The 20,398-nt window shown below is 71.3% G+C and carries 19 protein-coding genes; 14 read left to right on the forward strand and 5 right to left on the reverse strand.

The window, feature by feature from the left end; translation table 11 throughout:
* Nucleotides 1–186 precede the first annotated feature (186 nt).
* Nucleotides 187–2,460, forward strand: coding sequence for a polyribonucleotide nucleotidyltransferase (locus HWD93_RS04270; protein ID WP_071295422.1), 2,274 nt, complete (start codon nucleotides 187–189; stop codon nucleotides 2,458–2,460).
* Between the two features lie 70 nt (nucleotides 2,461–2,530).
* Here HWD93_RS04270 and HWD93_RS04275 read toward each other — a convergent pair whose 3' ends face one another.
* Together HWD93_RS04275 and HWD93_RS04280 are read right to left on the reverse strand one after the other, a co-directional pair.
* On the reverse strand, nucleotides 2,531–3,058 hold the full coding sequence (locus HWD93_RS04275; RefSeq protein WP_261646127.1) for a YbhB/YbcL family Raf kinase inhibitor-like protein: 528 nt from the start codon (nucleotides 3,056–3,058) through the stop codon (nucleotides 2,531–2,533).
* 127 nt (nucleotides 3,059–3,185) lie between these two features.
* Nucleotides 3,186–3,833 (reverse strand): TetR/AcrR family transcriptional regulator, encoded by a 648-nt coding sequence (locus tag HWD93_RS04280; RefSeq protein WP_071295424.1) that lies wholly within the window; start codon nucleotides 3,831–3,833, stop codon nucleotides 3,186–3,188.
* A 249-nt stretch (nucleotides 3,834–4,082) separates the two neighbouring features.
* On the opposite strand from HWD93_RS04280, the gene HWD93_RS04285 reads away from it, so the two are divergent.
* Both HWD93_RS04285 and HWD93_RS04290 read left to right on the forward strand, forming a co-directional pair.
* Nucleotides 4,083–5,417 (forward strand): pitrilysin family protein, encoded by a 1,335-nt coding sequence (locus HWD93_RS04285; protein ID WP_070416515.1) that lies wholly within the window; start codon nucleotides 4,083–4,085, stop codon nucleotides 5,415–5,417.
* Between the two features lie 8 nt (nucleotides 5,418–5,425).
* Nucleotides 5,426–6,028, forward strand: a complete 603-nt coding sequence (locus HWD93_RS04290; RefSeq protein WP_070419134.1) for a histidine phosphatase family protein — start codon at nucleotides 5,426–5,428, stop codon at nucleotides 6,026–6,028.
* Here the strand turns inward: HWD93_RS04290 and HWD93_RS04295 are convergent.
* Both HWD93_RS04295 and HWD93_RS04300 read right to left on the reverse strand, forming a co-directional pair.
* Nucleotides 6,016–6,507 carry a DoxX family protein gene (locus HWD93_RS04295; RefSeq protein WP_261646128.1) on the reverse strand — a complete coding sequence of 164 codons (492 nt, stop codon included), beginning with the start codon at nucleotides 6,505–6,507 and terminating at the stop codon, nucleotides 6,016–6,018. The two genes, HWD93_RS04290 and HWD93_RS04295, sit on opposite strands and share 13 nt — an antisense overlap.
* 33 nt (nucleotides 6,508–6,540) lie before the next feature.
* Nucleotides 6,541–7,017 carry a GNAT family N-acetyltransferase gene (locus tag HWD93_RS04300; protein WP_261646129.1) on the reverse strand — a complete coding sequence of 159 codons (477 nt, stop codon included), beginning with the start codon at nucleotides 7,015–7,017 and terminating at the stop codon, nucleotides 6,541–6,543.
* Between the two features lie 23 nt (nucleotides 7,018–7,040).
* Between HWD93_RS04300 and HWD93_RS04305 the strand changes: the two genes are divergently transcribed.
* Both HWD93_RS04305 and HWD93_RS04310 read left to right on the forward strand, forming a co-directional pair.
* Nucleotides 7,041–7,787 carry a 4-hydroxy-tetrahydrodipicolinate reductase gene (locus HWD93_RS04305; RefSeq protein ID WP_070419133.1) on the forward strand — a complete coding sequence of 249 codons (747 nt, stop codon included), beginning with the start codon at nucleotides 7,041–7,043 and terminating at the stop codon, nucleotides 7,785–7,787.
* 5 nt (nucleotides 7,788–7,792) lie between these two features.
* Nucleotides 7,793–8,254 carry a tetratricopeptide repeat protein gene (locus HWD93_RS04310; protein ID WP_374115138.1) on the forward strand — a complete coding sequence of 154 codons (462 nt, stop codon included), beginning with the start codon at nucleotides 7,793–7,795 and terminating at the stop codon, nucleotides 8,252–8,254.
* Nucleotides 8,255–8,307: 53 nt separating this feature from the next.
* Here the strand turns inward: HWD93_RS04310 and HWD93_RS04315 are convergent, their stop codons facing one another.
* Complete coding sequence (locus HWD93_RS04315; protein WP_175473607.1) at nucleotides 8,308–9,219, reverse strand: TIGR01777 family oxidoreductase; 912 nt, start codon at nucleotides 9,217–9,219, stop codon at nucleotides 8,308–8,310.
* A 58-nt stretch (nucleotides 9,220–9,277) separates the two neighbouring features.
* Here HWD93_RS04315 and HWD93_RS04320 point away from each other — a divergent pair, with 58 nt between their 5' ends.
* From HWD93_RS04320 to pgsA, 9 genes are all read left to right on the forward strand, one after another.
* The gene (locus HWD93_RS04320) at nucleotides 9,278–10,108 is read left to right on the forward strand and encodes a thymidylate synthase (RefSeq protein WP_092384850.1); all 831 of its coding nucleotides are present in this window, start codon (nucleotides 9,278–9,280) and stop codon (nucleotides 10,106–10,108) included.
* Complete coding sequence (locus HWD93_RS04325) at nucleotides 10,108–10,626, forward strand: dihydrofolate reductase (protein ID WP_261646130.1); 519 nt, start codon at nucleotides 10,108–10,110, stop codon at nucleotides 10,624–10,626. Before HWD93_RS04320 ends, HWD93_RS04325 begins: the two co-directional genes overlap by 1 nt.
* Nucleotides 10,627–10,821: 195 nt before the next feature.
* The gene (dapA, locus tag HWD93_RS04330) at nucleotides 10,822–11,799 is read left to right on the forward strand and encodes a 4-hydroxy-tetrahydrodipicolinate synthase (RefSeq protein WP_071295500.1); all 978 of its coding nucleotides are present in this window, start codon (nucleotides 10,822–10,824) and stop codon (nucleotides 11,797–11,799) included.
* Between the two features lie 48 nt (nucleotides 11,800–11,847).
* Entirely contained in the window at nucleotides 11,848–13,524 is a 1,677-nt protein-coding gene (locus HWD93_RS04335) for a ribonuclease J (RefSeq protein ID WP_070416509.1), read from the forward strand.
* Between the two features lie 176 nt (nucleotides 13,525–13,700).
* Nucleotides 13,701–14,702: an HlyD family efflux transporter periplasmic adaptor subunit gene (locus HWD93_RS04340; RefSeq protein ID WP_071295430.1), complete on the forward strand. Its 1,002-nt coding sequence runs from the start codon at nucleotides 13,701–13,703 to the stop codon at nucleotides 14,700–14,702.
* On the forward strand, nucleotides 14,699–15,445 hold the full coding sequence (locus HWD93_RS04345) for an ABC transporter ATP-binding protein (protein ID WP_071295431.1): 747 nt from the start codon (nucleotides 14,699–14,701) through the stop codon (nucleotides 15,443–15,445). The genes HWD93_RS04340 and HWD93_RS04345 overlap by 4 nt, the downstream gene beginning before the upstream one ends.
* The gene (locus HWD93_RS04350; protein WP_261646131.1) at nucleotides 15,442–16,686 is read left to right on the forward strand and encodes an ABC transporter permease; all 1,245 of its coding nucleotides are present in this window, start codon (nucleotides 15,442–15,444) and stop codon (nucleotides 16,684–16,686) included. The genes HWD93_RS04345 and HWD93_RS04350 overlap by 4 nt, the downstream gene beginning before the upstream one ends.
* Nucleotides 16,687–16,769: 83 nt before the next feature.
* Nucleotides 16,770–19,712 (forward strand): DNA translocase FtsK, encoded by a 2,943-nt coding sequence (locus HWD93_RS04355; RefSeq protein ID WP_261646132.1) that lies wholly within the window; start codon nucleotides 16,770–16,772, stop codon nucleotides 19,710–19,712.
* Nucleotides 19,709–20,362: a CDP-diacylglycerol--glycerol-3-phosphate 3-phosphatidyltransferase gene (gene pgsA / locus HWD93_RS04360; RefSeq protein ID WP_083294987.1), complete on the forward strand. Its 654-nt coding sequence runs from the start codon at nucleotides 19,709–19,711 to the stop codon at nucleotides 20,360–20,362. The genes HWD93_RS04355 and pgsA overlap by 4 nt, the downstream gene beginning before the upstream one ends.
* The last annotated feature ends 36 nt before the right edge of the window (nucleotides 20,363–20,398 follow it).

Here is a 20,398-nt window from a genome sequence, read left to right on the forward strand (position 1 = left end):
CCCCGGGCGTTACGACAAACACTGCGCAGGCCGGGCACGGAGCTGGTCATCGGTGGTGGCTCGCGGGCCGGACGGTTTCCCGAGTGCTTCTACTGCTGGCCAGACATGCGTCCCGATCCCTTCGGCGCGCACGCACCATCGGGTGCCGTGGCCCCAGCCTGCCGAACACATCAAGGAGGCACCCTTTTGGAGGGTCCCGAGATCAAGTTCGCCGAGGCCGTTCTCGACAACGGCAAGTACGGCAAGCGCACCGTCCGGTTCGAGACCGGTCGGCTCGCACAGCAGGCGCAGGGCGCGGTCGCCGCGTACCTCGACGAGGACACCATGCTCCTCTCGGCCACCAGCGCCGGCAAGCACCCGCGTGAAGGGTTCGACTTCTTCCCGCTGACCGTCGACGTCGAGGAGCGCTCGTACGCCGCCGGCAAGATCCCCGGTTCGTTCTTCCGTCGTGAAGGCCGTCCCAGCACCGAGGCGATCCTCGTCTGCCGCCTCATCGACCGGCCGCTGCGCCCGTCGTTCGTCGACGGCCTCCGCAACGAGGTCCAGATCGTCATCACCGTCCTGAGCATCGCTCCGGACGAGTTCTACGACGCGCTCGCGATCAACGCGGCGTCCGCGTCGACGCAGATCTCCGGTCTGCCGTTCTCCGGCCCGATCGCCGGTGTGCGCCTCGCGCTCATCGGTGACCAGTGGGTCGCGTTCCCGAAGGCGTCGCAGCTCGCCGAGGCCGTCTTCGACCTCACCGTCGCGGGACGTGTCGTCACGGACGAGGCCGGCAACGAGGACGTCGCCATCATGATGGTCGAGGCCGAGGCCACCGAGCACAGCTGGGACCTCATCCAGGGCGGCGCGACCAAGCCCGACGAGGCCGTCGTCGCGCAGGGGCTCGAGGCGGCGAAGCCGTTCCTCAAGCAGCTCGTCGAGGCGCAGGCGAAGATGGCCGCCCAGTCGGCCAAGGAGATCCAGGACTACCCGGTCTTCCCGCCGTACGCCCCCGAGGTCTACGACGCGGTCGAGGCCATCGCGCTGTCCGAGCTCGGCGACGTCTACAAGATCGCCGGCAAGCTCGAGCGTCAGGACGCCGACGACGCCCTGAAGGCCCGCGTCAAGGAGGCCATCGCCGCCAAGGTGACGGCCGGCGAGCTCCCCGAGAGCGCCAACGGCCAGGTCAGCGGTGCCTACAAGTCGGTCACGAAGAAGGTCGTCCGCGGCCGGATCCTGACCGAGCAGGTCCGCATGGACGGTCGCGGCCTCGCCGACATCCGTCCGCTCGACGCCGAGGTCGCCGTGATCCCGCGCGTCCACGGTTCGGCGATCTTCCAGCGCGGCGAGACCCAGATCCTGGGCGTCACCACGCTGAACATGCTCAAGATGGAGCAGCAGATCGACTCGCTGTCGCCCGTCACGAAGAAGCGCTACCTGCACCACTACAACTTCCCGCCGTACTCGACGGGTGAGACCGGTCGTGTCGGTTCGCCGAAGCGTCGCGAGATCGGGCACGGCTTCCTCGCCGAGCGCGCCCTCGTGCCGGTGCTGCCGTCGCGCGAGGAGTTCCCCTACGCCATCCGTCAGGTGTCCGAGGCCCTCGGCTCCAACGGTTCGACGTCGATGGGTTCCGTCTGCGCCTCGACCCTGTCGCTCCTCAACGCCGGTGTGCCCCTCAAGGCCCCGGTCGCGGGCATCGCGATGGGCCTCGTCTCCGACACCGTCGACGGCCAGACCCGCTACGCGGCGCTGACCGACATCCTCGGTGCCGAAGACGCGCTCGGCGACATGGACTTCAAGGTCGCCGGTACCTCGGACTTCGTCACGGCCATCCAGCTGGACACGAAGCTCGACGGCATCCCCTCGTCCGTCCTCGACGCCGCGCTCAAGCAGGCCAAGGAGGCCCGCTCGGCCATCCTCGGCGTGCTGAACGAGGCGATCGACGCCCCCGACGAGATGGCGGACACCGCTCCTCGTGTCATCTCGGTGCAGATCCCCGTCGACAAGATCGGCGAGCTGATCGGCCCGAAGGGCAAGACGATCAACGGCATCCAGGACGAGACCGGCGCCGACATCTCGATCGAGGACGACGGCACCGTGTACATCGGCGCCGTCGACGGTCCGTCGGCCGAGGCCGCTCGCGCCCAGGTCAACGCGATCGCGAACCCGACGAACCCGGAGATCGGGGACCAGTTCCTCGGCACGGTCGTCAAGATCGCCACGTTCGGTGCGTTCGTGTCGCTGCTCCCGGGCCGCGACGGTCTGCTCCACGTCTCCGAGGTGCGCAAGCTCGCCGGCGGCAAGCGTGTGGAGAACGTCGAGGACGTCCTCGGCGTCGGCCAGAAGATCCTGGTCGAGGTCACCAAGGTGGACGACCGCGGCAAGCTGTCGCTCGCGCCGGTCGTCGCCGACGAGGTGGACACCGAGGGCGGCAAGGGACACGAGTCCCACGCCGAGGCCCCGGCCGAGGGCTGATCCCTCCCGCGTCCTGACGCACGAACGGCCGCCGTCCCTTCCGGGGCGGCGGCCGTTCGCCGTTGCGGGACTACGCGGCGGGGGTCTCCTGGGTGCCGACGAGCTGCGCGCGGCCGAGCAGGTGCTCGCGGAGCACGAAGCCGACCACCGCGGGCGTCGCGTCCGCGGGCGCCTCGAGGACGGGCACGTCGAGCGCGCTCAGCGTGAAGAAGTACCGGTGCGGACCGTGCCCGGCGGGCGGTGCCGCGCCGAGGAACGTGTCCGTCCCGAACTCGTTGCGGCGGCGCAGCGCCTCGGCTGGGAGCAGCGCGTCGTCGGTCCCGGCACCGGCCGGTAGCGAGGTCGCCGACGCCGGGACGTCCGTGAGGCTCCAGTGCCAGAACCCGGACCCCGTCGGGGCATCGGGGTCGTACACCGTGAGCACGAAGCTCTGCGTGCCCTCCGGAGCGCCGGACCACTCGAGCGCGGGGGAGCGGTCCTCGCCGCCGACGTCGGTGCCGCGGGCGGACGTCGGGAGCGCGCCGCCGTCGATGAAGTCGGGGCTGGTCAGGGTGAAGGACGGGACCTCGGGGAGGTTCCAGTTGGGGTCGTTGGCCATGTCCCCAGCCAACACCCGCGTGCTCGGATGTCGCTCGGTGCCCACCGGCGGACGGGAGGCGCGGTGCGGGGCCGACCCGTGCCTCCAGGCCGACAGACGGTCGCGTTCGTCGACGCGACGTGCGTCGTCAGGCGGCGAGCACGCGCTCGACGACGCGGCCGAGGGCCGCCGTCGCCGCGATCGCGTCACCGGCGTACGCGCCGGACATGGCGCCGTCGCGCGCGAGCATGAGCTCGTCCGCACCGTCGCCCGGCAGGGTGTGGCCGGACTCCTGCAGCAGGTCGGCCAGTCGCTCGGTGTACCAGTCGCGGTGCATCGCGACGACCTCGCGCACGGGGTCGCGCGGGTCGTGGTACTCGGCGGCGGCGTTGAGGAACGCGCAGCCGCGGAAGTCGGGGTCGTTGACCTCGTCGGCGAGGGCCGTGACCCAGGCCCGGACGGCTGCCTCGGGCGAGCCGGCATCGGCGATGAGCTGTTCCATCCGCTGTTGCACGCGCTCGTGCTGCGTCCGGATGTAGGCCAGGATCAGGTTGTCCTTCGACCCGTAGTGCTTGTAGAACGTCGCCTTCGTGACGCTCGCCTCGGAGATGAGACGGTCGACGCCGACGCCGTGGATGCCCTCTTCGTAGAAGAGCCGCGTGGCGGTCTCGAGGATCCGGACCTTCGCGCCGCCGGAACGGGGAGCCGGGGGGACGCTCGACCCGTCCGGCGACGCGAGGTTCGTGCTCGGGCCAGGGAGACGCTGGACGGTCGGTTGGGGGGAATCGACCGTCACAGCGTGGCTCTCCTTGGGCTCATCGGCTCCGCGGCGGAGCGGGGGGACTCGTGCCGCGCGAGGACTGATGTCCCGAGCCACCGGATCGGAATATAGGGGGGCTTCCGATCCGGTACGAGAACTGTACCACAAGGAGGACAGACAGACGAGTCTTTCTATCCTCCATATCTGTACCCCACTTCGAGTGACACCGTGAGCGGCTGTGGAAACTGGGCGGCGGGCGCTCCGGGGTCAGTAGGCTCGTCTGCGATGAACCACCCAGTGCCGTTGCCGCTCGAGGCCCCGGACACGTCGTTCCTGACGTCCGGGGGCGCCTTCGTCCGCCGAACCGTCCTCCCGTCCGGCGTGCGGGTCCTGACCGAGGCCATGCCCGGAGCGAGTTCGACGAGCCTCGGCTTCTGGGTCGGGGTCGGCTCCCGCGACGAACGCGACGGCCAGTACGGCTCGACGCACTTCCTCGAACACCTGTTGTTCAAGGGGACCCGGACCCGGTCGGCCCTCGACATCGCGATCTCGTTCGACTCCGTCGGTGGCGAGCACAACGCCGCCACCGCCAAGGAGTACACGTGCTACTACGCACGGGTCCGTGACGCCGACGTCCCGATGGCCGTCTCGGTCATCGGGGACATGGTCACCGGCTCCGTCCTCGACGACGCGGCGTTCGACATCGAGCGCGGGGTCATCCTCGAAGAGCTGGCGATGGCGGCGGACGACCCGGCCGACGTCGCCGGCGAGGCGTTCTTCGCCGCGGCCTTCGACGGGCACGCCCTCGGCCGGCCGATCGGCGGCACGCCGGAGAGCATCCGCGCCGTGCAGCGGGACGAGGTCCTCGCTCACTACCGCGAGCACTACGCGCCGAACGGCATCGTCGTCACCGCCGCCGGGGCGATCGACCACGACCGCTTCTGCGAGCTCGTCGAGGCCGTGTTCCAGGGCGCCCCGAACGCTGCTCCGCTGGCACGGCGCACGCCGCAGCCGGTGGCGGACCCGGCGATCCCCAAGCTCTCGGTCGTGCACCGTCCGACCGAACAGGTCTCGATGCTCCGCGGGTCGCAGGGCCTCGACCTCCGTGACGAACGGCGGCCGGTCCTCAGCGTGCTCAACGCCGTGCTCGGCGGTGGCATGAGCTCCCGACTCTTCCAAGAGGTGCGCGAGCGCCGCGGACTCGCCTACGCGGTGAGCTCCTTCGCGCCCGCCTACCTCGACAACGGTGCCTTCGGCGTCTACGCCGGGTGTGCCCCCGACAACGTCGCCGGGGTCGTCGAGATCGTCGACGCGGAGTTCCGCCGGATGGTCGACGACGGCATCACCAGCGACGAGCTCCGTCGCGCGAAGGGGCAGATCGAGGGGGCGCTCACGCTCTCGCTCGAGGACTCCGACGCCCGGATGACCCGACTCGGCCGGTCCGAGCTCGGCACGGGGGAGTTCACCGACCTGGCCACCGCCCTCGAGCGCGTGGACCGGGTCACCACCGACGACGTCCTCGACCTGGCCCGCGACCTCCTGACCCGGCCCACGATCACCTCGGTGGTCGGTGCGGTGCAGCAGGACGAGCTCGCGGCCGCGATCGGGATCGGCGGTTGAGCACCGACATGTCGCACTACCTCTACCTCGTCCGGCACGGCGAACACCAGGACGCCGAACACGGGCTGCGGGACGGCAAGCTGTCCGAGCGCGGCAAGCGGCAGGCGATGCTCGTCGCGGACCGTCTCGGCGGCGTGCCGTTCGACGGCGTCTACCACTCGCCGCTCGAAGCGCCGAGCGAGACCGCGTCGTTCCTGTCGCAGCGGCTCCCGGCGATCGAGCCCGAGCCGTCGACCCTGCTCTTCGACTGCATCCCGTCGGGTCCGACGCCGGACATGCCGCACGCCTACCAGGGGTGGTACGGCGGCATCACGGAAGAGGAGATCGTCGCCGGGCAGGCCCAGATGGGCGATGCGGTGGCGGAGTGGTTCACCCCTGCCCGCGAGGACCGGCACGACCTCCTCATCACGCACAACGCCGTCATCGGCTGGTTCGTGCGCGAGGCGTTCCAGGCGCCGGAGTGGCGCTGGATGGGGACGAACGTGGCGCACACGGCGTTGACGATCATCCGGATCCGCTCGGCCAAGCCGGCCGAGGTCGTCGCGCTCAACGACCTGGCGCACCTGCCCGTCGAGCTCAGGACGGGCCTGCCGGTCGGTCAGCCCGTCTGACGGGCCCTGCGCACCCGGAGTGCGGCGACCCGCGCTCGGAGCACCCGGTCCAGCCCGAACGGCCCACCGCCGAGCGCGACCAGCACCACCGCGAGGAGCAGGTACAGCACCTCGGGCAGGTACAGCAGGTCGCTGAACCAGGTCACTGCGTCCGCCGGCCCGAGCTGGTGGACCGCCACGGTCGTGAGCGCGACCGTGCTGATCACGGCGAGGACGGCCGCAGCCGCCCGCGTCACGAGGCCGACGGCGAGCAGCACGCCGAAGACGAGCTCGCAGCCCGCGACCACCGCGGCCGTGACGTCGGGCACCGGCGCGCCGATCGAGCGGATCGTCTCCGCCATCGCCGCGCGACCCGGAGCGGTCACGGTCTTGTTCCACCCGGACGCGGCGAAGAACAGCCCGAGCGCGACCCGGACGAGCGAGATCGAGAGGAACGGCAGGCGGGTCGGGGAGTCGAGGGCACGGAGGAGCAGGACCATGCCCTGCCGTTCGGAGCGGAGGCGCGGATCGCCTCAGCGCACCGGCTTGCGGTACCAGGCGGTCGCGTTCGGGTTGTCGTTGAACGCGGGTACCCGCTCGTAGCCCCGACCGCGGTACATCGCACCGGCGGCGACGAGGGAGTCGTTCGTGTCCAGCACGATCGCCGTCGCGCCGAGCTCGACACCGCTCGCCTCGAGCGCGTCCATGACCGCCGTCGCCACGCCGCGTCCACGTCCCTCCGGGGTCACGAAGACGTGCTTCACCTCGAACCGGACGTCGTCGCCGTCGTCGGGGAGCCGACGGAGGCCGCCGCACCCGACCGCGCGACCTCCGTCGTACGCGACGACGAAGGTGCCGACCGGCGGCGTGAACTCGGCCGCCGGGGTGCGCTTCCGCGAGTACGACCCCTGCGCGCTCGGGAACGTGGCCTCGCGCTCGTCGAGGTACGCGTCGAGCAGGGCGTCGACCTCGGGGATGTCTGCCGGCACGGTCCTGACCTCGAGCGTCATGCGTCGATCCTAGGATGGTGGACATGGTCACTCCCGTCGCCGTCGTCGGCGCCACCGGTCGTCTCGGGGGCCTCGTGGCCGCCGTGGTCGAGGAACTGCCCGACTTCGAGCTCGTCGCGAGCCTGTCCTCGAAGGACGGCGCGCACGAGGCCGGTCCCGACGTGTTCGGCGGCGCGGCGATCGTGGTGGACGTGACCGTCCCGGCGCTCAGCCCCGCGATCGTCGACAACGCCCTCGTGAGCGGCGCGAACGTGCTCGTCGGGACGTCCGGGTGGTCCGGCGACCGACTCGCGACACTCCGCGCGGGGCTGGAGTCGCGTCCGGAGCAGGGCGTCTTCGTGGTCCCGAACTTCTCGATCGGGTCCGTGCTCGGCACCCACCTGGCGACGATCGCCGCCCCCTGGTTCCCCTCGGTCGAGATCGTCGAGACGCACCACGCCGGCAAGATCGACTCCCCGTCGGGCACCGCCGTCCGCACGGCCGAGCTCATCGCCGACGCCCGGCGCGAGGTCGGTCCGGTCGACGCACCCCACGTCGACCAGCGCGCGCGGGGGCAGCAGGTCGCGAGCGTCCCGATCCACTCGCTCCGTCTGCCGGGCGTCACGGCCGTGCAGGACGTGGTGCTGAGCGGCCCCGGCGAGACCCTGACCATCCGGCACGACACGAACGACGATGTCGCCTACGTGGCTGGCATCCGTGCAGCCCTGTCCGCCGTGGGGTCGATGCGCGGCCTCACGGTCGGCCTCGGCAGCGTCCTCGGTATCGGCTGACCGTCGTGCGCCTGACCCGGTCCCTCCGTTCGCCCTTCTGGGGCGCGGCGCTCATGGCAGTGCTGCTGGCGCTGTACATCGTGCTCGTCGGACAGCGTGCCGTGGCGTTCATCGCGACGGGCATCCCGATCGGCATCGGCATCGGCGTCGCGCTCTTCGTCGTCGCGGCGATCGGTGCGCTGCTGCTCGTGCTCGAGTTCCGCTTCGGCCTGCGCATCACCCGGCTCGGCGCCCGGCTCGAGCAGGAGGGCGGCGCTCCCTCGGACGTCGTCCCGGTCCGTCCCTCGGGGCGTCCCACGCGCGAGGCCGCCGACGAGCTCTTCCCCGAGTACCGGGCCGCCGTCGAGTCCGACCCGGCGGACTGGCGGGGGTGGTACCGACTCGGCGTCGTCTACGACGCCGCGGGTGACCGCAAGCGGGCGCGGGCCGCGATGCGCGAAGCGCTCACCAGGGCACGCGTGTCCTGACAGGAGGCGCGGTGCAGGCCCGCACCGCGCCTCCGGGCCCGCAGCCGGTCGCGTCAGAACGCGGCGTCGACCGCGTCCTCGGCGCGCTGGTACCGGAACGCGTAGCCGGACTCGAGCAGCTTCGTCGGCACCATCTGCTGGCTCGACAGGAGCATCTCGTCGGCCGCCTGCTGCAGGAGCAGCCGGAGCGCGAACTCCGGGATCCGGAAGAGGTAGGGCCGGTGCAGGTCCTCGGCGACGCGCTTGGTGATGCGGTCGGCGACGGCGGCCTCGGGGCCGGCGAGGTTCACCGGCCCGACGACGTCCGAGGCGTCGGGGCTGGTCGCGAGGTGCACGATCGCGCCCACCTCGTCCTCGAGGGCGATCCACGGCCAGTGCTGCCCACCGGTGCCGAGGCGGCCGCCGAGCCCGGTCTTCGTGAGCGGGACGAGCGGTGCGAGCGCGCCGCCGCCCTTCCCGACGACGATGCCGGTGCGGAGCGTCACGACGCGGACGCCCTCGGGAGCGGCGTTCGCGGCGGCCTCCCACGCGGTGCAGACCTCGGCCAGGAAGCCGGTGCCGGCGGCCGCGTCGTCCTGCAGGACGTCGGCCGGACGGTCGCCGTAGACCCCCGAGGCAGACCCCGAGAGGAACAGCGGCGGCGGGTTCGTCGCGTGGCGCATGGCCTCGACGAGGGTCTCGGTGGCGGACACCCGCGACTGCAGGATCTCCTGCTTGTAGGTCTCGGTCCAGGGGAGCTTGCCGATGTTCGCGCCGGCGAGGTTGATCACGACGTCGGCGCCGTCGAGGATTGCCGGGTCGAGCTTCCGGGTGCCCGGGGACCAGCGGAACTCGCTCGCCGTGCGCGGCTCGCGTCGGACGAGGGTGGTGACGTGGTGCCCGGCCTCGCGCAGGGCGTGGACGAGGGGCGTACCGATGAAGCCGGACGCACCGGCGAGCAGGATCGAGAGCGGCGCTGTCGTCATGTCGCTCACGCTACTCAACTGCCCGTGGATGTCTCCGGCTCGTCGTAGGCTCGTGGTCGTGACCGACAGCGAGACCGTGCAGCCCGACCCCACCGTCGCGACCCCCTACGAGGACCTGCTGCGGCGTGTCCTCACCGAAGGGACTCCGAAGGGCGACCGCACCGGGACGGGGACCCGCAGCCTGTTCGGCGCACAGCTCCGGTACGACCTGTCGAAGGGCTTCCCGCTCGTCACGACGAAGCGGGTGCACTTCAAGTCCGTCGCCTACGAGCTGCTCTGGTTCCTGCGCGGCGACGGCAACGCCCGCTGGCTGCAGGAGCACGGCGTCCGGATCTGGAACGAGTGGGCGGACGAGGACGGCGACCTCGGCCCGGTGTACGGCGTGCAGTGGCGCTCGTGGCCGACGCCGTCGGGGGAGCACGTCGACCAGATCGCCCAGGTCATCGAGCAGATCACGACGAACCCGGACAGCCGCCGCCTGATCGTCTCGGCGTGGAACGTCGCCGACATCCCCGAGATGGCGCTCGCCCCGTGCCACGCGTTCTTCCAGTTCTACGTGAACGACGGCAAGCTCTCGTGCCAGCTCTACCAGCGGAGCGCGGACATGTTCCTCGGCGTCCCGTTCAACATCGCCTCGTACGCGCTGCTCACCCACATGATCGCGGCGCAGACCGGGCTCGAGGTCGGCGAGTTCGTGTGGACCGGCGGCGACTGCCACGTCTACGACAACCACGTCGAGCAGGTGGAGGAGCAGCTGTCCCGGACCGCGTACGCGCTCCCCACGCTCGAGCTCGCGCCGCGGGACTCGATCGACGACTACGAGTACGAGGACTTCACGGTCGTCGGCTACCACCACCACCCGGCGATCACGGCCGCGGTCGCCGTCTGATGTCGTCTTCGTGGACCGAGCCCGTCCGTGGTGTCGGGATGGTCTGGGCGCGGTCGACGAACGGCGTGATCGGGGCCGACGGCGGGATGCCGTGGCACGTGCCGGAGGACCTCGCGCACTTCCGGCAGGTCACCGGCGACGCGACCGTCGTGATGGGGCGCCGCACGTGGGAGTCGTTGCCGGAGCGCTTCCGGCCGCTGCCCGGGCGGCGGAACGTCGTGCTGACGCGAGACGCCTCATGGACGGCCGACGGGGCCGAGGCCGTGCACGACCTGGCGACCGCGCTGGACACCGACGAGCCCGTGTGGATCATGGGCGGCGGGCAGGTGTACGCGGCGGGGGTGCCCTTCGCCGACCGGGTCTCCGAGACGGTGATCGACGTCGAGGTGCCGGGGGACACCGTGGCGCCGACGCTCGCCGGGGTGGCCGGGTGGTCGCTCGTCGACGAGGGGCCGTGGCAGGAGTCGCGCGTCGACGGGACGCGCTACTGCTTCCTCGAGTGGCGCCGGCGCGCGTAGCGCCGGGCGCCGCCGCGGCGGGCTCTGCCGCGGCGGGCGCCGCCGCGGCGGGCCCTGCGGCGTGGAACCACGGAAACGACATCGCACCAGGCGTCGGCGATGGTTCGACGTCGGAAACCTGGTTCGACAGGTTCCGGAGCCGCACCGTCCACGCGGACGGCAGCCCTCGCGCGCATCCCCGGTACGCTGGTGCCCGTGTCCCCGCGTGAGAATCCCTTCGGTCAGGTCCTCGTCGCCCTCGTGACCCCGTTCACGGCCGACGGCGAGGTCGACTGGCCCGGCGTCGAGCAGCACATCGACGACTGCATCACCGCCGGCGCCGACGGCATCGTGGTCACCGGCACGACCGGTGAGACGAGCACGCTGACCGACCCCGAGAAGCTCCGGCTGGTCGAGGTCGGCAAGTCCGTCGCCGCGGGCCGCGCGAAGATCATCACGGGTGGCGGGTCGAACGAGACCGCGCACGCGATCCACCTCTACAAGCAGAGCGAGAAGGCCGGCGCCGACGGTGTGATGATCGTCACGCCGTACTACAACAAGCCGACGCAGTCCGGTGTGCTCACCCACTTCCGGATGATCGCCGACGCGACCGACCTGCCGGTGATCCTGTACGACATCCCCGGTCGCACGGGCATCCCGATCACGTACGAGACGATCGTGCGGGCCTCGCACCACCCGAACATCCTCGCGGTGAAGGACGCCAAGGGCGACTTCGCCGAGGTGTCCCGGGTGCTCAACAACACCGACCTCATGTACTTCTCGGGCGACGACACGAACGTGCTCCCGCACCTGTCGATCGGCGCGACGGGGCTCATCGGCGTCACGGCGAACATCACGTCGACGCCGTACCGCACCATCGTCGACGCCGTGAACCGGGGCGACCTGGCCACCGCGACCGCCGAGCACAAGCGCGTCGAACCCCTCGTCCGTGCCGTGATGACGCACGTGCCGGGTACCGTGGCGGCGAAGTACATCCTGCACGGGCTCGGCCGCATCGGCAGCCCGCGCGTCCGGTTGCCGCTCGTCGGCCCCGAGGACTCCGAGGCGTACGCCATCGAGACCTCGCTCGAAGCCGTCCGGGACATCCCGGGCGCCGACTTCTCCAACTTCCGCCCCGACCGCAACGCAGCGGCCGGCGGTGCTCTTCCGAAGGTGCCAGGCACCACCCGCTAGCGAACACGCGGCGCGCAGGACGCGCGTCGCCCGAATCCGTAGGACCGAATGCCCACACAGATCTCCGAACCGCAGCCGCTCGAAGCCGGCACCCTCCGCGTCATCCCCGTCGGGGGACTCGGCGAGATCGGTCGCAACATGACCGTGTACGAGTACGAGGGCAAGCTGCTCATCGTCGACGCCGGCGTGCTCTTCCCCGAGGAGCACCAGCCCGGGGTCGACCTGATCCTGCCGGACTTCGCGCCGATCCGGGACCGCCTCGACGACGTCCTCGGCGTCGTGCTCACGCACGGCCACGAGGACCACATCGGCGCCGTCCCGTACCTGCTGAAGCTCCGCGACGACATCCCGCTGATCGGCTCCACGCTGACCCTGGCCCTCGTCGAGGCGAAGCTCAAGGAACACCGGATCAAGCCGTACACGCTCGTCGTGGCCGAGGACCAGACCGAGCAGCTCGGCCCGTTCCACCTCGAGTTCGTGGCCGTCAACCACTCCATCCCGGACGCCCTCGCCGTCGCGATCACGACCCCCGCCGGTCGTGTCCTGCACACGGGCGACTTCAAGATGGACCAGCTCCCGCTGGACGACCGCATCACCGACCTCCGTGCCTTCGCACGCCTGGGGGAGCAGGGCGTCGACCTGTTCCTGCCGGACTCGACCAACGCCGACGTGCCGGGCTTCACCGCGCCCGAGCGCGACATCGGACCCGTGCTCGAGAACATCATCACGCGCGCCCGCAAGAAGGTCGTCGTGGCGAGCTTCTCGTCGCACGTGCACCGCGTGCAGCAGGTCCTCGACGCCGCTGCCGCCGCGAACCGCAAGGTCGCGTTCATGGGCCGCTCGATGATCCGCAACATGACGATCGCCGCCGACCTCGGCTACCTCCGGGTGCCCGAGAACGTGCTCATCGACACGAAGAAGGCGAAGAACGTCCCCGACGACCAGATCGTCTACATGTCGACCGGGTCGCAGGGCGAGCCGATGGCCGTGCTCGCGCGCATGGCCAACCTCGAGCACCAGATCGAGATCGGCGAGGGCGACACCGTCATCCTCGCCTCGTCGCTGATCCCGGGCAACGAGAACGCCGTGTACCGCGTCATCGACGGGCTCACCAAGCTCGGCGCGAAGGTCGTGCACAAGGGCAACGCCAAGGTGCACGTCTCCGGACACGCGTCGGCCGGCGAACTGCTCTACTGCTACAACATCCTCCGGCCGAAGAACGTGCTGCCCGTGCACGGCGAGCACCGCCACCTGTACGCCAGCGCGGACCTCGCGATCCAGACCGGTGTGCCGCCGCGGAACGTCATCCTCGGCCAGGACGGCATCGTCGTCGACCTGAAGGACGGCGAGGTCCGGGTCGCCGGCCAGCTCGACATCGGGTACGTCTACGTCGACGGGTCGACCGTGGGCGAGATCACCGACGCCGACCTCAAGGACCGCCGGGTCCTCGCGGAAGAGGGCTTCATCTCGATCTTCGCCGCGGTGGACTTCACCACCGGCCAGTGCGTCGTCGGCCCGGAGATCCAGTCGCGCGGCTTCGCCGAGGACGACTCGGTCTTCGACGACGTCCGTCCGCAGATCGCGAAGGCGCTCGCCGAGGCGGCCGCGAACGGCACGCGCGACGGGCACGCCTTCGGGCAGGTCGTCCGCCGGACCGTGGGTCGCTGGGTGAACACGAAGCACCGTCGTCGTCCGATGATCGTGCCGGTGGTCATCGAGGCGTAGTGCTCGTCGCGACCACCGCGGACGTCGCGGTGGTCGCAGTGGCCGTGTCCAGGAGGCGCGGTGCACGTTCCTGACGGACGTGCACCGCGCCTCCTGGCACGTTCCGGCCTGTCGGCTGACCGGTTTCATCCCACAGGATGATCTTCTGTCGGTATGTCAGACAATAGTGTTCCGGGGTGACTGTCCTGCGTCGCTGGGTGTGGCCCGGCCTCAAGTTCCTCGTGTTCGCCGCCATCGCGGTGTCCCTCGTCCGCCTCGCGTTCTTCGCAGCCCAGCCCGAGGGCGAGGAGACCGTCCCGACCGGCGCGATCGAGGACCCGACCGTCACGGTCGCGACCGGCGACATCGTGAACGACGTCGAGGCGACCGGCACGATCCGGTCGGTGGCCGCCACGGCCGTCCGCTCCTCGGTCGAGGGCACGGTGAACAAGGTGTTCGCCGGCAACGGCGCGCACGTCGAGCAGGGCGCCCCGGTGATCGACGTCCGGGTCGAGACCCCGTCGACGGGGACGACCGACGACGGCGAACCGCTGCCCCCGACCGTGACCTTCTCGACCGTCGTCGCGCCGGCGTCCGGCACCGTGTCCGGACTCGACCTCGTCACGAAGCAGCCCGTGGCCATCGGTGACACCGTGGCACGCGTGGCACCGGAGGCCTACCGGGCGACCGCGACCCTCGATGCCGCCCAGCTCTACCGCCTCACCTCGCGTCCGTCCGAGGCGACCGTCACCGTCACCGACGGCCCGGCGCCGTTCACCTGCACCCACCTCACACTGACGAGTGCTGCGGCGTCCTCCGCGGACGACGGCGACGCCGGCGACGACGGCTCCGGTGACGCCTCGGCCGGGGGCACGGAACTCGCGTGCGACGTGCCGAGCGGGGTCACCGTGTTCCCCGGACTCGAGGTCACGGTCGCGGTCCCCGCGGGGAAGGCGGAGGGCGTCCTGACGCTCCCGACGACCGCGGTGCAGGGCACGGCGCAGAAGGGCGTCGTCACGGTCGTGGGCGAGGACGGCAAGCGTGCCGAGAAGACCGTCGCGCTCGGCCTCAACGACGGGGAGAGCGTCGAGGTCCGGTCGGGGCTGTCGGAGGGCGACACCGTCCTGCAGTTCGTCCCGGGCAAGGAGCAGGTCGAGGGCGACGAGTTCGCCGACGACGGCTCCGTGGTGGTCGGATGAGCGCGCGGGCAGCGTCCCTCGTCCGGGTGCGCGGGCTGCGCAAGTCGGTCGAGCTCCCGGACGGGTCCGAGCTCGAGATCCTGCGTGGCGTCGACCTCGACGTCGACGCGGGCAGCCGGGTCGCGATCGTCGGGCGCTCGGGGTCGGGCAAGTCCACCCTGCTCAACGTGCTCGGGTTGCTCGACACCCCGACCGACGGCGTCCACGAGTTCGGCGGTGTCGACGTCGGTCGTGCCGGGTCGCTCCGGCGGGACCGGATCCGCGGGGAGGACGTCGGGTTCGTGTTCCAGCAGTTCAACCTCCTGCAGGGGCGCACCGCGCTCGAGAACGTCGAGGTCCCCCTGCTCTACGCGACCGGACGAGCCTTCTGGGCCAGGCGTCGGCTCGCACTCGAGATGCTCGACCGGGTCGGACTCGCGGACCGCGCCGACACGCAGCCGCACCGCCTCTCGGGCGGTGAGCAGCAGCGCGTCGCGATCGCCCGCGCGCTCGTGCGTGCGCCGCGCCTGATCCTCGCGGACGAACCGACGGGCGCACTCGACGTCGACACGGGTCGTGTCGTGATGGAGCTCCTCGAGACCGTCGCCGGCGAGACCGGGGCGGCGCTCGTGACGATCACCCACGACGCCGCCGTCGCCGCACGAGCGGACGTCGTCCACCGCATCGACCACGGCCTGGTCGTCGACCCCACGGACGTGTCCGTCGCCGGGATCGCCGCCGAGGTCGTCGGGGTGACGCCGTGAACCGGGTCGTGACGACCGTCGTCGGCACGCTGGTCGAGTCCTGGCAGGAACTCCGGGTCCACCGTGGCCGGGTCGTGCTCAGCCTCGTCGGCGTCACGATCGCGGTGGCCTCGCTCGCCGTCGTCGTCGGGTTCGGGTCGCTCGCGGAGCGCGTGACGGCGGCGTTCAACGAGCAGTACGGCGGACGTCCCGCGACCTACAGCATCACCGGGACGCCCGGCTCCGGCGACGGCACCGGTGCGGCCGCGGCGGCCACGGCGGACGCGGTCGACCGGGAACTCCGCGCGGCCGCGGACCGGTACGACGTGCAGTACGCGACCGAGGCGTCGTACACGTCCCGTCGCATCCAGTTCCCGGACGGTGTCGCCGAGGTCCAGGGCATGACGGTCGACCCGCCGTGGGCCGAGATCCACCGGCTGCGGATCGCCGCGGGGGACTGGTTCTCCGAATCCGACCGGGACCGCCTGGCACCGGCGCTCGTCGTCAACCAGGCGTTCCTCGACCGGCTCGGTGGCGCGGACGTGGTCACGCACCCGACCGTCCGGATGCCGGGCACCCCCGGCGTCACCGCGGTCGTCGTCGGGCAGTACGTGTCGTCGGAGTACGACACCGACCCGATGTTCTACCAGCTGGCGAACTCCGTCGCGACGGCGAGCGTCACGCCCGGCGCGGACGACGGCAACCAGCGGACGTTCGAGGTCTGGATCCCCGAGCACGGTGCGAAGGCACTCGCGAACCGCATCGCCAGCGACGCGGAGCGCGCGGTCGGTGGCGACGTGTCGGTGGACGCCGGCCGCATGGACGCCGCGGGCTCGGTGGACGGCGACCCGCTCGGCGCGATGCGCTACGTCATCGCGGGCGTCGCGGTGCTCGTCCTCGTGCTCGGTGGCCTCGGCTTGCTCAACGTGTCGCTCGTGAGCGTCCGCCAGCGCATCCGTGAGATCGGCATCCGTCGCGGCGTCGGCGCCTCGGCGGGGCGGATCTTCGTGGCGGTCCTGCTCGAGAACGTCCTCGGCACCGCGGTGGCCGGCGGCATCGGCGTGATGATCGGCGCCGCGGTCCTCGGGAACGACACCGTGCGCGGACTGATCACGAGCGGGGTCGAGGTCGGTGGGGCGCCGTTCCCGCTCGAGGCGGCGCTCATCGGCGTCGGGTCGGCGGTGTTCGTCGGCGCGCTCGCCGGCTTCCTGCCCGCGGTGCTCGCGGTCCGGGTGAAGGTCATCGACGCGATCCGGTACTGACACCGCGCCCGCCGTGGCATCCGTCGCGGATGCTGCGGCGGGCCGCGCTCGGTTTGTCCTGAGGGGGGATTAGGGTTCTGCCCATGGCCGGAGGCACCAAGTCGACCACGCGCTCGCGCGCGTCCTCGTCGTCCCGTGGAAGCGGGACGCGTGGCTCGTCGCGCACCCAGGCCACGACGAAGAAGCTGCCGCAGGCCGCACCGACCCCGGTCTTCCGCGAACAGAACCCCCTCGTGACGTTCTGGCTCGCGATGGCGCACGGCGTCGGCGCGGTCTTCCGCCTGCTCGGCACGGAGACGCTCGAGAAGGACCAGCGGCGCGACGGGTTCCCGTTCCTGCTCTTCGTGCTGGCGGTCGCCGGCGCGGTGGTCGAGTGGCTCAACCCGTCGAACGCCGTCTCGGTGGCGCTCGACGCGTACACGTTCGGCGGGCTGTTCGGTCGGCTGGCCTTCGCGTTGCCCGTCATCATGGTCGTGTTCGCCGGGTGGCTCTTCCGGCACCCGGCGTCCGTGCACGACAACACCCGGATCGGGATCGGTCTCGGCCTGTTGCTCGTCTCCATCGCGGCGCTCTGCCACGTGTTCGGCGGGCAGCCGAGCGCCTCGGACGGCATGCCCGCGCTGGCGACCGCCGGCGGTGTCATCGGCTGGGTCGTGATCGCCTGGCTCGTCGCGGTCGCCACCGAGTGGGTCGCGGTGCCGGTCGCGGTGCTGCTGCTCGTGCTCTCCCTCTTCATCATCACCAAGACGCCGCCGAACAAGATCGGTCGGCGCCTGCACGAGCTCTACGCGTACCTGTTCGGCGCGCCGGCCCCCGCGACGGAGACGGACGAGCCCGTCGCCGAGGCGCCCGCCGCACGGACCAAGCCGACGAAGAAGCGCGGCGCGAAGGGCGACACCGACTTCCAGCTGTTCGACGACCTCGGCTTCGAGGACGACAAGGCCGCCGAGTCCGACGCCGAGGGCGGGACCATCCCGTGGTGGCGCCGGAACAAGTCCGGTCGCGAAGAGGACCCCGCGTACGACAGCCCCGTGATCAGCGGTGCGACGTCGACCGTCCCCCCGGCCGCAGCAGCCGCGCCGGCACCCGGCCCGAACGCCGGTGCCGCCGCCGGTCTGGTCGACCACACGCCGGCCGAGCCCGGTTCGGTCAACCTCAACGACTCGGTCGAGCAGGACCTGCAGATCGCCGAACAGGCCCTGCGTGACTTCGGGACCCCGGTGCCGGAACGCCCCGCGCCGGCCGAGGTCGTCCGTCCGGACGCCTCGGTGTCGCCGGTGGTCTCGCCGTCGCTCCCGGCCGAGGACCTCGCCGTCGACGCCGCCGACGACACGGACGGCCTGCCCCCGGTGGCCGGCCCCGACGAGGACCCGGCCGCGCCCTACCGGCTGCCGGCCGCCACGACGCTGAGCTCCGGCACGCCGTCGGTCGCGCGCAGCCAGGCGAACGACGACATCGTCGCCGCCATCACGAGCGTCCTCACCGAGTTCAAGGTGGACGCGAAGGTCACCGGGTTCTCCCGTGGGCCGACGGTGACCCGGTACGAGATCGAGCTCGGCCCCGGCGTGAAGGTCGAGCGCGTCACCGCCCTGTCGAAGAACCTGTCGTACGCGGTCGCCTCGAACGAGGTCCGCATCCTGTCGCCGATCCCGGGCAAGAGCGCGATCGGCGTCGAGATCCCGAACACCGACCGCGAGACCGTCTCCCTCGGTGACGTCCTGCGCTCGAACGCCGCTCGCAAGTCCAAGCACCCGATGACGATCGGCGTCGGCAAGGACGTCGAGGGCGGCTTCGTCGTGGCCAACCTCGCGAAGATGCCGCACCTGCTCGTCGCCGGCTCCACCGGGTCCGGCAAGTCGGTGTTCATCAACTCGATGATCACGTCGCTGCTCATGCGCGCGAAGCCGTCCGAGGTCCGCATGGTCCTCGTCGACCCGAAGCGAGTCGAGCTCTCGATCTACGCCGGCGTCCCGCACCTCATCACGCCCATCATCACGAACCCGAAGAAGGCGGCCGAGGCGCTGCAGTGGGTCGTGAAGGAGATGGACATGCGGTACGACGACCTCGCGTCGTTCGGGTTCCGGCACGTCGACGACTTCAACAAGGCGATCGCGAACAACGAGATCGTCCTTCCGGCCGGCAGCGAGCGGAAGCTCAAGCCGTACCCGTACCTGCTCGTGGTCGTCGACGAGCTCGCCGACCTCATGCTCGTCGCACCGCGTGACGTCGAGGAGTCGATCGTCCGCATCACCCAGCTCGCCCGTGCCGCCGGCATCCACCTGGTGCTCGCGACGCAGCGTCCGTCGGTCGACGTCATCACCGGGCTCATCAAGGCGAACGTGCCGTCGCGCATCGCCTTCGCGGTGACCAGCGTCACCGACTCCCGGGTCATCCTCGACCAGCCGGGCGCCGACAAGCTCATCGGGCAGGGCGACGCGCTCTTCCTGCCGATGGGCTCGTCGAAGTCGCTCCGCGTCCAGGGTGCCTGGGTGCAGGAGAGCGAGGTCGCCGAGGTCGTCCAGCACGTCACCCGCCAGGCCCGTCCGGAGTACCGCCAGGACGTCCAGGCCGTGGTCGAGCGCAAGGAGATCGACGCGGACATCGGCGACGACCTCGAGCTGCTCCTCGCGGCGGTCGAGCAGGTCGTGTCGACGCAGTTCGGGTCGACCTCGATGCTCCAGCGCAAGCTCCGCGTCGGGTTCGCCAAGGCCGGCCGTCTGATGGACCTCATGGAGTCCCGCGACATCGTGGGGCCGTCCGAGGGCTCGAAGGCGCGCGACGTCCTCGTGACGACCGACCAGCTGCCGGCCGTGCTCGCGAAGCTCCGGGGCGAGGAGCCACCAGCGGGTGCTGCCCCGGCAGCCCCCGCTGCCGGTCCGGCGCCCGCGGCACCGGCGCCGGCGTCCGCCCCGACCGACGACGGCGACCGCTACGGTGCCGACCCGGTGGCGGACATGACGCGCGGGTACGATGAAGCAGACGACGAGCCCGATGAGGACGCGTGGGGACTGACGGGCAGGGAGTGAGTGCGATGACCGCCTCGGACAGCACGGAGACCACGCACGGCGCACGCTTCCCGTGGCGCGGACGACTCCTGCGCAAGGGCCCCGGCCCGGCGTCGACGGGCAACGTCGCGAACATCATCACGGTCGTGCGCATCCTCATGGCGCCGCTGTTCTTCGTGTTGCTCCTGACGGACGCCGGCACCGACGGGCCGCTGCGCATCTGGGCGGCCGTCGTGTTCGTCGTTGCCATCGTCACGGACAGCGCCGACGGCATCATCGCCCGCCGGCAGAACCTCGTCACGGACTTCGGGAAGCTCGTCGACCCGATCGCGGACAAGGTCCTCATCGGCGGTGCGCTCGTCGCGCTGTCGATCCTCGGCGAGCTCCCCTGGTACGTGACCGTGCTGATCATGGTGCGCGAGATCGGCATCACGGTCTTCCGGTTCGCGGTGCTCTCGGACCGGGTGATCCCGGCGAGCCGGGGCGGCAAGATCAAGACCGTGCTGCAGGCCGTCGCGTTGACCGCCGCGCTCTTCCCGTGGTGGAACCTCGTGGGGGACTGGGCGCACTGGGTGAACGGCATCCTGATGACCGCGGCCTTCCTGGCGACCATCCTGAGCGGGATCGACTACCTGTACCAGGCGTGGAAGCACAACCGGACCACCGCGTGACGGCGGCCGACGACGTCACCGGCACCGCGCCTCCAG

Origin of the sequence: Curtobacterium sp. C2H10 (assembly GCF_025407985.1) — a bacterium.
GTDB lineage: Bacteria > Actinomycetota > Actinomycetes > Actinomycetales > Microbacteriaceae > Curtobacterium.